Consider the following 14,482-nt stretch of genomic DNA (forward strand, 5'->3'; position numbering starts at 1 on the left):
CCGTGGAGTGTGAGGACGTATGTCTCCCGACCCGGTCTCCCTCGTCTGTCTGCCCTTCGCCGGGGGCGGCGCCGGCTTCTTCCGTGCCTGGCGGACCGCGCCGTCGCCCGCCGTCGAGGTCGTCGCGCTGCAACTGCCCGGCCGTGAGGAGCAGTTCCACCTCGACCCGTTCACCGACGCCGCCGACGCCGTGCGCGCGCTCGTCCCCCGGGCCGCCGGGGCCGCCCGGTCCGGGGGGCGGATCGCGCTGTTCGGCCACAGTCTCGGCGCGGTGCTGGCCTACGAGGTGGCGGGGCGGCTGGAGGAGGAGGGCCACTCCGGGCTGTGTCATCTCTTCGTCAGCGGCTCGCCGCCGCCGTGGGTCGCCCGCCGGGAGCGGATCACCGGGCTCGGCGACGACGCGTTCCTGCGCCGGGTGGAGGGGTTCGCCGGGTACCGGCACGAGGCGTTCGACGATCCGGAGCTGCGTGAGCTGCTCCTGCCGCAGTTGCGCGCCGATGTCGCGATGCACGAGGGGTACCGGCCGTCCCGCGAGGTGCCGTTGACGGTGCCGGTCACCTCGCTGCGCGGGGACCGCGACACGCTCGTGGGCCGGGAGGAGGCTCGGGCCTGGCGGGCGGCCACCACGGGTCCCTTCGGGTACACCGAGTTGCCCGGTGGTCACATGTACCTGGCCGACTCGCCCGTGCCGGTGCTGCGCGGCGTCGCCGACGCGTGCCGGGAGGGGAGCACGGCATGAGTCTCAAGGGCAGGACGGTCCTGGTGACGGGCGCGGCCCGGGGGCTGGGGCGGGCGTGCGCCGTCCGGTTCGCCGAGGAGGGCGCCGACCTGGTGCTCCTCGACGTCGCCGGGGACGTGGCGGGGGTTCCGTACCCGCTCGGTTCCGGCGCCCAGCTGGAGCACACAGCCGACCTGTGCCGGGCCGGCGGGGCCGCCGTCGTGAGCGAGGCCGTCGACGTGCGGGACACCGCACGGATCCGGGCCGTGGTGGACGGGGCACTCGACCGGTTCGGCACGGTGGACGTGCTCCTCAACAACGCGGGCATCGCCGCGCCCTCGGGCCGGCCGGTGCACGAGGTCGAGGAGGCGGAGTGGGCGCTGATGCTGGACATCGACCTGAGCGGGGCCTGGCGCATGATCCGTGCGGTGGCGCCGTCGATGGTGCGACGGCGGCGGGGCAGCGTCATCAACGTGTCGTCGACCGCGGGCCTGGTCGGCTACCGCCACTTCGCCGCCTACGTCACCGCCAAGCACGGCCTGATCGGACTCACCAGGGCCGCGGCCCTGGACTACGCGCCGTTCCGGGTACGGGTCAACGCGCTGTGCCCGGGGTCCGTCCGCGACGACCCCGTCGGCGAGGGCCGCATGCTCGCCGAGATCGCCCGCTCCCTCGGTGTCGCGCCGGAGGAACACACCGACGTCTTCCTCCAGGGACAGCCGGACAACGCGCTGGTCGAGCCCGCCGCGGTCGCCGGGGCCGCCGTATGGCTGGCCGGTGACGACTCGCGGCACGTCACGGGCAGCGTCCTCACCGTGGACGGCGGTTACACCGCCCGCTGACCGCCGGCCCGCGCACGCACCGGGAGGTGCCCATGCCCGACACGACGACCGTCACCGGCACCGACGGACCGGCGGCGGCCTGCCACAGCCTGGTCACGCGGGTACGCGGCCCGCTCGACCCGGCACGGATGGACCGTCACCTCGCGGAGGGTGCCGTCCACCGGGCCGGCCTCGCGGGGCTGCGCCTGTGGCACTGCGCCGTCCCGGCGGGCCACGCGGACGCGCTGTCCCGGGGCCGGGTACGGGCGGAGGCGCTGCGCCCCGTCGCCCCCGGCCGTCTTCCGCTGCGGGCCGTCGTGGTGTCGTACGCCGACGGAGTGGCCGACCTGGTGCTGGTCGCCGTCCGGTCGGTGGTGCCGTACGCGGCCCTGCACGGCCTGGCCGAACTGCTGCTGGACGGGCCGCAGGCGGCGTGGCCGGGGGAAGCCTGGTCGGAGGAAGCATGGTCAGAAAAAGAGGCGGCGCCGGAGGGAGGGGCGCCGGAGGTGTCGGTGTCCGGTACGGCGGCGGTTCCCGACGGGCCGCCCGGTGTGGAGTGGGGACTGGGTGTTCCCGGACGCGCCGGCACGACCGGCTGCGTCCGGTTCACGCTGCCGCGCGCGGCGGGGACGGACGACCGGCTGCTCGTCGGCGCCGTCGCCCTGGTGCTGTCCCGCTACGGGCACCGGGGCACGGTGTCCGTCGGCCGGCTCGGGGACGGGGACCGGCGGTCGGCGCACCGGGGCGTGGTCGAGGAGGAACGCGCGACGGCCGTGCACCTCACGGCATTCGGGGCGCCTCCCGTGCCGACGCGGGAGACACCCGTCGTCGGCGTCGTCACCGGGCGCCGCGCGACCGGCGGGGCCCGTTATCTCCCCTGTCTGGCGCCGGTCTTCCCGCTCACTCTCCACGTGTGGCCCGGGGCGGACGACGGCACGGTCGTCGGCGAGTGCCACTTCGACGAGGGGACGGTGGCCCCGGCGGTCGCCGAGCGGTTCTGCGCGCACATCGCGCACGCCGCGACGCGGTTCGCCACGATGTCCCTCGCGGAACCCCTGGCGGGTGTGGAGCTCATGACGCCCGGCGAGGCACGGGACGTCCTGCGCCTGGGGGGTGCCGGGATTCCCGTACCACCCGGGCCGGCCGGGCGGATCGAGAGCCTCTTCGAGGACGTCGCCCGCCGCCGCCCGGACGCCACGGCACTCGTGGCCGACGGACGGGAGGTGTCGTACGGCGCGCTGGACGCGTGGGCCGGGCGGCTGGCCGCGGGCCTGCGCGCCCTCGGGGCCGCCCCCGGGACCCGGGTCGGTGTGTGCCTGGAGCGCGGCGCCGCGCTCGTGCCGTCCCTCCTCGCGGTGCTGAAGGCGGGGTGCGCGTACGTGCCGATGGACGTGCGCCATCCGCCGGAGCGCCTGCGCCGCACCGCCGAGGACGCGGGGCTGACGGCCGTCATCGCTTCCGCCGGGGCGTTCCCGCCGGTGGACGGCGTGACGACCGTGAGCCCGGAGGAACTGTCCGCCGCCGGCGGGGCCGCCGGTGCGCCGCCCGAGCCCGGGGCGGCGGACGCGGACGCGGCGGCCTATGTCGTCTACACGTCGGGGTCGACCGGACGGCCCAAGGGTGCCGTGGTGCCGCACCGCGCGGTCGGCGCCCTGGTGCGGGCGACGGCCCCCGGCCTCGGGCTCTGCCCCGACGACGTGTGGACGCTCTTCCACTCCAGCGCCTTCGACTTCTCCGTGTGGGAGATCTGGGGCTGTCTGCTCACCGGCGGCACGCTGGTGGTCGTGCCGTACTGGGTCACCCGGGACCCCGAGGAGTTCCGTGCCCTGCTGGCCGCGCGGCAGGTCACCGTGGTGAGCCAGACACCGTCGGCGTTCGCGCCGCTGGTCCGCGCCGACGCCCGCTCCGCCGGCCGGCTGGCCCTGCGGCTCGTGGTGCTGGGCGGCGAACCCCTCTCCACGGCCGCGCTGGCGCCCTGGTTCGCCCGCCGGTCACCGGGCCGGTGCCGGGTGGTCAACATGTTCGGCATCACCGAGACCACGGTGCACGTGACGGCGCGGACGGTGACGCCGCGCGATGCCGCGGAGGGCTCCCGTTCCGTGGGGCGCGCGCTGCCCGGCTGGTCCGTGTCGGTCCGTGACCCGTCGGGGCGGCTCCTCCCGCCGGGCCCGGCGGGCGAGGTGTGGGTGGGCGGGGCGGGGCTGGCCGACGGCTATCTGCGGCGCCCGGACCTCACGGCCGAACGGTTCGCCGTGGACCCGCTCACCGGTGAACGGGTCTACCGCAGCGGGGACCTGGGGCGGCTGCGTCCCGACGGGCAACTGGACCACCTGGGACGGCTCGACGAGCAGGTGCAGCTCAGGGGCCACCGCGTCGAACCGGAGGAGATCCGCGCGGTGCTGCTGGCGGACCCCGCCGTCCACGAGGCGGCGGTGGTGGTGCGCGGCGGCGGTCCCGGTGCGCCGGAGAGCGGCAGGATCGACGCGTACGGGGTGCTCGACGCGTCCGCCGATCCCGGCCGGGTCCTCGCGGGCGCCGGGCGGTTCCTGCCCGGCCACATGGTCCCGGCGACCCTGACGGCACTGGCCTCGATCCCGCTGACCGCCAACGGCAAGGTGGACGTCGCCCGGCTCCCCGCCCCGCCGCGGCCCGCGGCCGACGACGGGTCCTCCCCGGCCGACGGCGGGTCCTCTCCGGCGGACGACGTCACCGGCACCGTCCTGCGCGTCTGGAGCCGGCTGCTCGGCACCGAGGTGCGTCCGGACGACAACTTCTTCGAGCTGGGGGGCAACTCGCTCCTGGTGGTGCGCGCGCTGGAGGAGATGCGCGAGGCCCGGCTGCCGTCGGCGTCGGTGCGGCAGTTCTACCGCAACTCCACACCCGCGCGGTTCGTACGGCTCATCACCGGCCCGGAGAAGGGCGGTTGACGGGCGGCGGCGGCACGTCGCGACCCGTGGCGGCGCGGCTCCTCGCGCGGGGCCCGTCTACGATCACCGGATGAGCGCGTGGAACAGAAGCCTGGCCGCGGCGGGGATCACCGATCCGGAGCTGCGCCGGGACTACGGTGCGCAGCGGCGGACGGTGGCGCGGTTCCGCCGTACCGCCTATCTGGCGGTACGGCTGCTGCTGCCGTCCGAGGTGGTGCCGCACGTGGTGGTGATGACCGCCGTGATGCACCACGGTGACAACCTCCTGGACACCGGGCCGAGGCCGCGGCGCGAGGCGGCGTGGGCGTCCTGGCAGCGGCGGGTACGTGCCGGGCTGGAGTCCGGTGCGAGCGACGAACCCCTGATCCGGGCGCTGCTGCACACCGTGGGCGCGTACCCGCGGCTGCGGCGGACCGTGGAGGACTATCTGCGTACGGCCGTCGCCGAGTTGGAGTTCGACGGGTTCGCCACCGAGGCCGACTACCAGGACTACGTGGACGCGTACTCGCTGCCGGGCTTCATGCTGGTCGCCGCGTTGCTGGAACCGGAGGACGACGACGGATCCTACCGGGCGGCGTGCCGGACGTTCATCGACGGCAGTCAGCGGCTCGACTTCGTCAACGACCTCGCCGAGGACCTGCGCGAGGGGCGGACGGGCATTCCGGCGGCGACACTCGAACGGTTCTCGGTCCCGGCCGACGACCTGGCCGCGGGGCGCCCGTCCGAGGGGCTGCGGCGGCTGGTGGACGAACAGACCGGTCTGGCCCGTGCCACGCTGCTGGAGAGCCGGGGCCTGGTCTCCCTCGCCGCCCCGGCCGGCCGGCCGCTGGTGCGTGCGCTCATCGACATCGAGCTGCTCACGGCGGACGCGGCCCGCCGGCGCGGCACCGGGCTGCTGAGCGGCGCGGCCGGCCCGCCCGTGCCGGGAGCGGTGCGGGCGCTGGCACGCGGCAGGAAGGCCGCCCGGCAGCGATGACTTCACGCCGGTCCGGGAGTCTCACTCCCGGACACGCCCTTGGACAAGCCGCCGTGCGACACGGCGGCGGACGGGAGACAGACCCACATGACTGATCCGGAACCGGGAGCGGACCGTCGGCGCGGGGCCGGGATCTGGCCGCTGATCCACGCCGAGCGGGCGGCGCTGGCGGCCGATCTCGCGGGCCTGACGGACGAGGAGTGGGCGACGCCGTCGCTGTGCGACGAGCTGACGGTGCGCGAGGTGGTGGCACACCTCACCGCCGGCGCGAACCTGAACCCCGCGCGCTGGCTGGCCGGGGTGATCCGCTGCCGGTTCGACTTCGACCGGCAGGTGGCCGTGCGGCTGGCCGAGCAGCTCGGCGCCGACGCGGGCGAGACCCTGGAACGGTTCCGGCGGGCCGTCCCGAGCCGGACGAAGCCCCCCCTGCCCGCCGTCGCCATGCTGGGCGAGACGGTCGTGCACGCGGAGGACGTCCGGCGTCCGCTGGGCATCCGCCGCGCGTACCCGGTCGAGGTCGTCACACGTGTGGCCGAGTACTACAGCGGGACCGACCTCGTGGTCGTCGCCAAGGGGCGTATCGGCGGGCTGGAGCTCGTCGCGGACGACGGCCCGTTCCGGACCGGTTCCGGTGCGCGGGTGTCCGGTCCCACCATGGCGCTGGTGATGGCCATGACCGGTCGCGGGGCCTGCTGCGACGATCTCGACGGTGACGGTGCGGAGCTGCTGCGGGGACGGTAATTCGGTGGAAGTGCGCTCCGGGAGCGCTTACGTTGGCCGAGATCGACGTCCCTGACGTCCCTGTACGACGAACGAGGTGTGCTTGATGACGGTCCGCGCGACGACGGCCGGTTCCGGCCGGCTGTCCCCTTGGAATGCCCTGACCTCATCGAACCGAAGGAACACCTCTCGTGGATCTTCCACGCATCTTCACCGTTCGCGAAAGTAGCCACCGCATCCACAACCCGTTCACCCCGGGCAAGCTCGCGGCCCTCGGCAGGGCGCTGCGCCTGGAGCCCGGCACGCGGGTCCTCGACCTCGCCAGCGGGTCGGGCGAGATGCTGTGCACCTGGGCCCGGGACCACGGCGTCACCGGGACCGGGGTCGACATCAGCACGGTCTTCACCGAGCAGGCGCGGGCCCGCGCCGTGGAACTCGGTGTCGCCGACCGGGTCTCCTTCGTGCACGGCGACGCCGCCGGCCACGTCGCCGACGAGCCGGTCGACCTCGCCGCGTGTGTCGGCGCCACCTGGATCGGGGACGGCCTGGCCGGCACCGTCGAACTGCTCGGCCGCAGTCTCAGGCCGGGCGGCCTGATGCTGGTCGGTGAGCCGTACTGGCGTCGGGAGGCCCCGGACGAGGAGACCGCCGTCGCCTGCCACGCCGGCGCCAAAGCGGACTTCCTGCCGCTGCCGGAGCTGGTCGAGCGGTTCGGCACGCTCGGGTACGACGTCGTGGAGATGGTCCTGGCCGATCAGGACAGCTGGGACCGGTACCGGGCGGCGCAGTGGCTGAACCTACGCCGCTGGCTGGACGGGAACCCGGAGGACGAGCTGGCCGCCGAGGTGCGGGCCGAGCTCACCACCGAGCCCGTCCGCTACACGCGGTACCAGCGCGAGTACCTCGGCTGGGGGGTCTTCGCGCTGATGGGCCGCTGACGGTCCGGCCGACACGAGCCTGCCCGGCGGTCGGTTCGACCGCCGGGCAGGCTGTGGACAGGGGGTGCTCAGTGGGTGAGGCCCGCCGCCCGCACCACGGTCTGCGTCACCGTGTTGCCGCGGCTGTCCTCGGCGTGTACCCGAAGGGTGAGGTACTCGGCCGAGGCGGGGGCGCGCAGGGTCACGCGGACCTCGCCGTCGCCCCGGCCACTCGTGCGGGCCGTGGTCCAGGTGGCGCCGTCGTCGTAGGACAGCTCCACCTTGCCGGTGCGCGGTGCCGCGGCCGGACCGCCCTTCAGGTGCCGGGGGGTGACGATCAGCGTGGCGTCGGCGTCCGCCTCGCCGGTCTCGGACACGGGCAGCGTGTAGTCGACCTGGATCAGCGGCAGCCGGGCGCTGGTGCCCGTCCCGCGGGGTGCCGCGGAGGTGAAGGTCCACTCGGTGCGGGTGTCGGTCGAGTAGGGGAACGCCTCCGTGGCGGTGCGGGACGCCGTGTGCACCAGGCGGTAGGCGCTGCTCCGGGCGGGTACCGTCGCGGCGAGACTGTTGCCGCCCTCGGCGACGAGTGTCCGGCCCCGGTACAGCGACATCTCCTGGGAGGTGTCGGAGCCGAACGGCACGTGGTTGGTGTGGGTGCCGCCGGAGTCGCCGAAGGCGGGGACGGTGATGTCGAACTCGTCACCGGTGCGGACCGGCAGCCGGACGCTGTCGTTGATGCGCGGCCGGACCACGGGGCCGAACCAGTCCGCGTCCGTCGTCCGGCCCGCCGGGTAGGTGACCGACCCGGAGGAGCTGTCGGCCAGTCCTTGCAGTTCCGCCTGCTCCGTCCAGGAGAAGGCGGTGTCGGTGGTGACGTAGTCGGTACGGTGGGCGCCGGCCGTGCTCAGCCGGTCGGTGCCCACCTGGTAGGTGGTCCAGGGGTGGACGTCGTAGCGGTTCTCGTACACCTCACGGCCCGTGGGGTTGCTGAACGACGTCTCCACGCGGGCCAGTTGCGAGGTCCGGGGCGCGTAGACGGGGTCGGTGGGTATGCGGCCCTTCCAGGTGCGGACCAGGTCGTACAGATAGTCGGTGTCGGGCCGCGACGCGGCCTTCAGGAGAACACTGCCGTCGGCCGCCGCGTCGACGGCGGCGATCAGCCGTTCGCCGTCGGTACGGGAGAGGCCCACGACCTCGATGGTGGACCTGATGATCGGCTCGCGCAGCCGTCCGTCGAGGTCGTTGACGAACAGCAGCAGTTCGACGCCCGCGGCCTGCGCGGCCCTGATCTGGTCGTCGGCGGTGTCCTCGTCGTCGGAGTCCCAGCGCACCACGGCGGCCTTGCCGGCGGCGTCGGTGTCCTCGTAGTCCTCAGCGAAGCCGTCGCCCGGGTGGACGACGTCGAAGTCGTAGTCGTCCTCGGGGAGTTTGGCCGAGCCGGGCATGATCCACAGGTCGTCGAACGTCTGCCCGGCGGAGGTGACGGAGAGCAGCGGTTCCTGGTCGCGCCAGCGGGCGGTGAGGTACTGCTCGCCGTCGCGGGGCGCGGCCGTGGCCGCCGTCCACATGCTGTCGAAGCCGTCGCCGATCAGTGCGCTGTCCAGGACGGAGGCGCCGCTGTCGAAGGCTCGGTAGTAGTCCAGGCGCCGGGCGGAGGTCTCCGTCCTGCGCGGGGTGACGGCCCGTACCTCCTTGAGTTTCCGGCCGTCGAGCGCGAGGTCGGTGTCGCCGGTCACCTCGACCTGCGGGACCACCATGCGGGCGTAGCCGGCCGAGGCCGCGCCGTGGGTGCCCTCGACGCGGAAGTCGGCGTAGACGGTGTAGCGGCCGGGCGGGAGCAGCAGGTCGGAGCTGCCGTCGCCGTAGAGGTAGGTGCCCGCGTACTCGTCGCCGTCGCGGTAGAAGGTGAGGGTGCCGTCGGTGGCCTCGCCGGAGCGGCCGGTGACCTCGGTGCGGACGTGGAAGAGCTGTTGGCGGGTGCTGACGCCGAGCAGGGTGCGGGTGGCCACGGCGCCGTCGGCGGTGGCCGTCAGCTGTCCGGTGCGGCGCTGCGCGGTGCCGGCCTTGTCGAGGTCGGTGGTGACGGTGGCGCTCGCGGTGCCCCCCGCGGGGACCTCGATCCGGGCGGGTGAGACGGTGAAGACGCCGTCGGGCGCGTCGGGCGCGGTCACCGCGAGGTCCACGGTGACGGGCCGGTCGCCGGTGTTGGTCCAGGTGGCCTCGGACCGTACGGTGCCGGTGTCCGTGCCGGGCGAGTGGATGCCGGCGTCGATCTTGCCGGTCGCCGTGAGCGTCGCGGTGGCCGCGGCGGCCGCGTCCACGCGTCCGTTGCCGCCGTCGTCGGCGCCGATGGCGGGGGTCCGATCGGCGGTGGTGATCAGGGCGTCCTTGATCTGCTCGCCGGTCCAGTCGGGGTGCGCGGCGGCGACCAGGGCGGCGGCGCCCGCGACGTGCGGGGTGGCCATGGAGGTGCCGCTGGCGGTGGTGTAGTACCCGGAGCCGCCGCTGAGGTACTGCGAGCGCGCGGCCAGGATGTCGACGCCGGGCGCGGTGATCTCCGGCTTGAGGGCGTCGTCGCCGTAGCGGGGGCCGCGGCTGGAGAAGTCGGCGAGGTTGTCCGAGGAGTCGACGGCGCCGACGGTGAGCGCGGCGTCGGCTGTGCCGGGCGAGCGGACGGTCGCCGGGCCGGGGCCGTCGTTGCCGGCGGCGATGGTGAACAGCGCGCCTGTCTCCGCGCTGAGTTCGTCGACGGCACGGGCGAGTACGGTCTCGCCGTCCGCGTACGTGCTGCTGCCGAGGCTCATGCTGATCACCCGGGCGTGCTCGTCCCGGGCGGCCCACTCCATGCCGGCCAGGATCCAGGAGTCGTAGCCGACGCCCTCGTCGGAGAGGACCTTGCCGACGTGGAGGTGGGCGCCGGGGGCGACGCCCTTCTCCTTGCCGTCGGAGGCGGCGCCGCTGCCCGCGATGGTGGAGGCGACGTGGGTGCCGTGGCCGTTGCGGTCGGTGATCTCCTGGCCGGGTACGAAGCTGGCGCTGTCCTCGACGGTGTCCTTCAGGTCGGGGTGGCCGGGGTCGTAGCCGGTGTCGAGGACCGCGACGTCGACGCCGCTGCCGGTGTTGCCGCCCGACCATGCCTCGGGGGCGCCGATCTGGGCGACGGAGTCGCTGAGGGCGGCCTCGGCCCTGCCGTCGAGCCACACCTCGGCCACGCCGCCCTCGAACGCGGCGTCGGTGACCGTCCCGGTGTCCGCCTCCGTGCCCGTGCCCGTTCCCGTGCCGGTCAGGGCGTTCCAGAAGGCGCCGGTGGCGGTCCGGTCGGTGGCCAGGGCCACTCCGTTGACGCTGGTGAGCGGGCGTACGCCGGTCACCTCGCCCGGCAGGGCGACGGCGCGCCCCCGCAGGGTGGAGGCGGCGGCGTCCTTGCCGCCGTAGGTGACGATGAGCGGGAGCTGTTCGGTGTGCGCGTCGTCGTAGCCGTCGGCGATGAGGCGGGTGACGTTGAAGAGGCGGTCGTCCAGCGCGCCGGAGGCCAGGTAGGAGCGGGCGGAGTCGGGGTAGACGTAGGTGTCGCCGCCCACGGTCCGTACGCGGGCTCCGACGGGTTCGCCGTCGGGTCCCTGCACGGTGATGGTGCCGGGGCCGTCGCCGGCGCCCGGGGCGACGGTCACCTTGTCGCCGGTGACGAGGGTGACGACGGAGCCGGCGGCGCGGTCGGCTTCGGCAACGTTGTCAGAAGGGGCAGTGCCGGTGTCCGCCGGGGCACGGAACGGCGAGGTGTCCGCGACGGCGGTCACGTGCGGGGTCGCCGCCGTGACCAGGAGGACGGCCGCCGTCACGAACAGGCGGTGCCGTCTTCGGGGCGAGTGGTGTCTCACAGGATTCCCTCGACTTCGATGAGGTACGGGCCGACGGGAATCTATGCCGGGCCGGACGATCTTGGGAAGACCGCGTCGCGGTGGCAGCGTCGCGGCAACACCGCGGACACAGAGACGAGTTGGCGGAGGCGCGGGGTCCGGTGGGGCGGGGTCGGCGGAGGTCCGCCGGGTCGGCGGGTTGCATGCGATCGACCGCGTAATGTGGACCGGTGAGTCCGTACGGCTCCGCACACCCGCAGCTCGGCGAGGAGGGCCTGTGACCGCCGGAGGAACGACCACGCCGCGTCTGACCCCCAAGGGCCTGGCCACCCGGCGCCGCATCGTGGAGGGGGCCGCCGAGCAGATCCGCGAGCAGGGCGCCGCGGGGACGACACTCGACGACGTCCGTGCCCGTACCGGAACCAGCAAGAGCCAGATCTTCCACTACTTCCCCGGGGGCAAGGAGGAACTGCTGCTGGCGGTCGCCGCCCGCGAGGCGGACCGGGTCCTGGAGGACCAGGAGCCGCACCTCAGTGACCTGGGCACCTGGTCGGCGTGGCAGGAGTGGCGCGACGCGGTCGTGCGGCGGTACGAGCGGCAGGGCGTCAACTGTCCGCTGGGCGTGCTGATGACCGAGCTGGGCCAGGCCACTCCGGCCTCGCAGGCGCTCACGGGCCGGTTGATCGAGCAGTGGCAGGCGGCCCTGCGCACCGGCGTCCGGCGGATGCAGGACGGCGGCGAACTGGACGCGGAGCTGGACGCCGACCGGACGGCCGCCGCGCTCCTCGCCGCCGTGCAGGGCGGGGTGACGATCCTGATGTCCACCGGGAGCATCGCCCACCTGGAGGCGGCGCTCGACACGACGCTCGGCCTGCTGCGCACGGCCGCCCCCGCGCCGCGCCGGGGCGGGGACGGGTCCTGACGGGCCCTTCCCGTCGGGACGGCCGGGCCGTGGCGGCTCAGGCTTCCGCGAGGATCCGGTCGAGCGCCGCCCGGCCCGCCGGGCCCCACGCAGGTTTGCCGCCGGGGAGGCCGCGGTCGCCGTTCTGGCCCATGAGCATGAGGAAGAGGCTCTTCAGGACGGCCAGTCCGCGGGCGCGGCGGACCGTCGCCCCGTCCGCCTTCCCGTACGCGTCGAAGAAGCGTGCGGCGGTGCCCTGGGGCAGGACCACCCACGCGGCGGCGAGATCCCAGGCCGGGTCGCCGGCGAACAGGGAGTCGAAGTCGACCACTCCGCTGAGCGTCCCGTCCGTGCCGACGACGTTCGCGGGGTGCAGGTCACCGTGGACCCACAGCCGCGGTCCCTCCCACCCCGGGGCCGCGACGGCGTCGTCCCAGACGGCCCTGATGCCGTCGGCGAGGCCGGCGCCGGGGGCGACCGCCCGGAGGAAGTGGTCGAAGCCGTCCGCGCACTCCTTGGGGTGGCCGCCGCGGTCCGTGCTGTCGGGCGCGGCGGCGGGTGCCTCCACGTGCAGGGCGCGGAGGAAGTCCGCCAGGGTGTCGGCCGCGTGGTCGCCGCGGGTGAGCGGGTGACGGTCCAGCGGCTCGCCCGGCACCCAGGTCATGACGGTCCACAGCCGCGGGAAGCGGGCGGAGGGCGCGCCGTCGCGTACGGGGACGGGCACCGGGAGCGGCAAGCCGCGGGGCGAGGAGCGGCAGCCATGCGCGCTCCTTGAGCTGGGCCTTGGCGGCCTGTGCCAGCCGGGGCACGCGCACGGCCAGTCCGTCCCCGAGGCGCCACATCTGGTTGCCCCAGCCGCCCGGCACCTCGCGGACGGGCGCCCCGGCGAGGTCGGGGTGCTGCTCCCGCAGCAAGGCGTGGACGAGTTCCGGGGTGATGATGACGGTCTCGGAGTCGCTCATGCGGAGCAACACTAGGCGGGAGTGGGGCGGCCCGGGTCCGCGAATCCGTTGCCGTTCGACGGCGGCCCGGCCCGGTGCCGGGGTGACGTGGGCCGGGGTGCCGTGGGCCCGGGATGCCGGCGTGGGCGGGAATGCGTGCCGCGGCCGTCACCCCCGTACGCCGGCTCGTGCCCCCGCTCCTTCCGTGCTCGTCCCCCGGTGCTCGCGGCACGCGATCTTCACGGTCTCGACGGTGCTGCGGGCCAGGGCCAGCGCGTCGTGCAGCAGATCCGCGCGGGTGACGTCGGTTCCGGGGGTGTCCTGCTGGGCGCGGAGCAGGAGGGCCGCGCAGGTGAGCGCGTCGGAAGCGGCGCTGATCGCCGGCGGGACGCGGCGTGCGCGTGGGGCGCGGAGTTCCTGGGCCAGTTCTTCGAGGTCGCGCACGGTCGCCGCGAGGCCCGCGGTGCCCTGGGCGACGGTCGTGGACACGGTCCGCTCACTCCGGTCGCCGGCCGCCCCGTCCGGGCCGCTCACGGCCCCACCCCTTCTGTCTGCCCGCCGGCCGACGGGCGGGCCGGCGGGGCGCTCCGGGTGTCCGGGGCGAGGATCGCTCGGGCGGTCGCCGGGGCCGAGCGGCGGTCGAGGACGGAGAAGTGGTCGCCGTCCACCGGCAGGCGCCGGAAGGCCGCCGAGGTGCGGGCGGCCCAGCGGGGGTCGTAGGTGCGTGATCCGGTCGCCGTCAGCAGGTCGAGGGGCGTGGTGATGGTTCCTTCGGGCCGGTGGCCCCGCCCGGCCCGGAAGACGGAGCGGAACCTGTTGACGTAGCAGCCGAACTCGTGGTCGTTGAGGCTGCCGAGGTGCGGGATCACCCGGCTCATCAGCGGGAAGCCGGCGCGGAGTCGCTCCGTGAGGTGTTCCTTGGCCGGGCCGTCGAGGCGGGCGCGGACCGCTCGCCACAGCTCCTCCAGCGAAGCGTCCGGCGGGTACGGCGGGTCGCCGGGCCGGGCGAAGCCGTCCAGGAGGGCCCGTTCGCGTTCCGGGGTGAACTCTCCGTCGTCGGGGCTCGGCAGGTCGAGGCCGTACGGGGTGTCCACGAGGACGAGGCGTTCGAGCGGGCGGCCGCGCCGGTCGAGGAGTCTCGCCATCTCGAAGCCGATGAGGCCGCCCAGGCTCCAGCCCAGGAGCACGAGCCGGCGGGGCGCCTCGAACGCCGCTTCGAGCGCCGTGACGTACTCCTCCGCCAGGCCGGTCACCGTCAGGGCGCGGGGTGCCTCGAAGCGTTCGTGGGCCAGTTTCAGGCCGTGGAGGGTGGCCCGGCCGGAGAGTTCGCGGGCGAGCCCGGTGTAGCCGTAGACGTCGCCGCTGACGTCGTGGACGGCGATGATCGTGGGGGCGTCGGCGGCGGCCGCCCGGGTCAGCGGTACGAGGACCGCGGAGCGGTCGACCGGCGTGGACCGCCCGCGGGTGAGGTGCTGCCAGACGGCCGCGGACTGGCGGTCGATGGTGCGGCAGTCGGCGAGCTCCGCCATCTCCAACTCGGTGTCGAAGGCTTCGTTGAGTTCCGTCAGCAGGACGAGTGACATGAGCGAACTGCCGCCCGCCGCGAAGAAGTCGGTGTCACCGGCCAGCCGGTCGTGGTCCAGGACCCGGGACCACAGTTTCCCGACGGTGGCCCGTACGTCGTCCTCGGTCTGCATGGTCTGC

10 protein-coding genes and 1 pseudogene are annotated in these 14,482 nt (G+C 74.7%); 7 read left to right on the forward strand and 4 right to left on the reverse strand.

Annotated features, from left to right (window positions below):
• Window positions 1-19 precede the first annotated feature (19 nt).
• The 6 genes from UW392_RS15700 (at window position 20) to UW392_RS15725 (ending at window position 7,100) form a co-directional block, all read left to right on the forward strand.
• The gene (locus UW392_RS15700) at window positions 20-739 is read left to right on the forward strand and encodes a thioesterase II family protein (protein ID WP_320775611.1); all 720 of its coding nucleotides are present in this window, start codon (window positions 20-22) and stop codon (window positions 737-739) included.
• Complete coding sequence (locus UW392_RS15705; RefSeq protein ID WP_320775612.1) at window positions 736-1,560, forward strand: SDR family oxidoreductase; 825 nt, start codon at window positions 736-738, stop codon at window positions 1,558-1,560. Before UW392_RS15700 ends, UW392_RS15705 begins: the two co-directional genes overlap by 4 nt.
• Before the next feature lie 32 nt (window positions 1,561-1,592).
• Window positions 1,593-4,466: a non-ribosomal peptide synthetase gene (locus UW392_RS15710; RefSeq protein ID WP_320775613.1), complete on the forward strand. Its 2,874-nt coding sequence runs from the start codon at window positions 1,593-1,595 to the stop codon at window positions 4,464-4,466.
• Window positions 4,467-4,536: 70 nt separating this feature from the next.
• Window positions 4,537-5,442, forward strand: a complete 906-nt coding sequence (locus UW392_RS15715; RefSeq protein ID WP_320775614.1) for a squalene/phytoene synthase family protein — start codon at window positions 4,537-4,539, stop codon at window positions 5,440-5,442.
• Between the two features lie 87 nt (window positions 5,443-5,529).
• On the forward strand, window positions 5,530-6,183 hold the full coding sequence (locus UW392_RS15720; RefSeq protein ID WP_320775615.1) for a maleylpyruvate isomerase family mycothiol-dependent enzyme: 654 nt from the start codon (window positions 5,530-5,532) through the stop codon (window positions 6,181-6,183).
• Window positions 6,184-6,353: 170 nt separating this feature from the next.
• Window positions 6,354-7,100, forward strand: a complete 747-nt coding sequence (locus tag UW392_RS15725) for a methyltransferase domain-containing protein (protein ID WP_320775616.1) — start codon at window positions 6,354-6,356, stop codon at window positions 7,098-7,100.
• A 68-nt stretch (window positions 7,101-7,168) separates the two neighbouring features.
• Here the strand turns inward: UW392_RS15725 and UW392_RS15730 are convergent, their stop codons facing one another.
• Window positions 7,169-10,918: a S8 family serine peptidase gene (locus UW392_RS15730; RefSeq protein WP_320775617.1), complete on the reverse strand. Its 3,750-nt coding sequence runs from the start codon at window positions 10,916-10,918 to the stop codon at window positions 7,169-7,171.
• Between the two features lie 295 nt (window positions 10,919-11,213).
• On the opposite strand from UW392_RS15730, the gene UW392_RS15735 reads away from it, so the two are divergent.
• Window positions 11,214-11,858, forward strand: coding sequence for a TetR/AcrR family transcriptional regulator (locus UW392_RS15735; RefSeq protein WP_320775618.1), 645 nt, complete (start codon window positions 11,214-11,216; stop codon window positions 11,856-11,858).
• A gap of 37 nt (window positions 11,859-11,895) precedes the next feature.
• On the opposite strand, the pseudogene UW392_RS15740 reads toward UW392_RS15735, so the two are convergent.
• The 3 genes and pseudogenes from UW392_RS15740 to UW392_RS15750 all read right to left on the reverse strand — a co-directional run bounded on the left by UW392_RS15740 (window position 11,896) and on the right by UW392_RS15750 (window position 14,475).
• Window positions 11,896-12,799: pseudogene (locus UW392_RS15740) on the reverse strand (phosphotransferase).
• 147 nt (window positions 12,800-12,946) lie between these two features.
• Complete coding sequence (locus tag UW392_RS15745) at window positions 12,947-13,312, reverse strand: hypothetical protein (RefSeq protein WP_320775619.1); 366 nt, start codon at window positions 13,310-13,312, stop codon at window positions 12,947-12,949.
• On the reverse strand, window positions 13,309-14,475 hold the full coding sequence (locus UW392_RS15750) for a thioesterase domain-containing protein (RefSeq protein WP_320775620.1): 1,167 nt from the start codon (window positions 14,473-14,475) through the stop codon (window positions 13,309-13,311). The genes UW392_RS15745 and UW392_RS15750 overlap by 4 nt, the downstream gene beginning before the upstream one ends.
• Window positions 14,476-14,482: the final 7 nt, after the last annotated feature.

Source organism: Streptomyces sp. CRN 30 (assembly GCF_034105845.1).

Bases quoted from the DNA above. Each gene is read 5' to 3' on its own strand.
- UW392_RS15700 (WP_320775611.1), top strand. From the start codon at position 20: ATGTCTCCCGACCCGGTCTCCCTCGTCTGTCTGCCCTTCGCCGGGGGC.
- UW392_RS15705 (WP_320775612.1), top strand. From the start codon at position 736: ATGAGTCTCAAGGGCAGGACGGTCCTGGTGACGGGCGCGGCCCGGGGG.
- UW392_RS15710 (WP_320775613.1), top strand. From the start codon at position 1,593: ATGCCCGACACGACGACCGTCACCGGCACCGACGGACCGGCGGCGGCC.
- UW392_RS15715 (WP_320775614.1), top strand. From the start codon at position 4,537: ATGAGCGCGTGGAACAGAAGCCTGGCCGCGGCGGGGATCACCGATCCG.
- UW392_RS15720 (WP_320775615.1), top strand. From the start codon at position 5,530: ATGACTGATCCGGAACCGGGAGCGGACCGTCGGCGCGGGGCCGGGATC.
- UW392_RS15750 (WP_320775620.1), bottom strand. From the start codon at position 14,475: ATGCAGACCGAGGACGACGTACGGGCCACCGTCGGGAAACTGTGGTCC.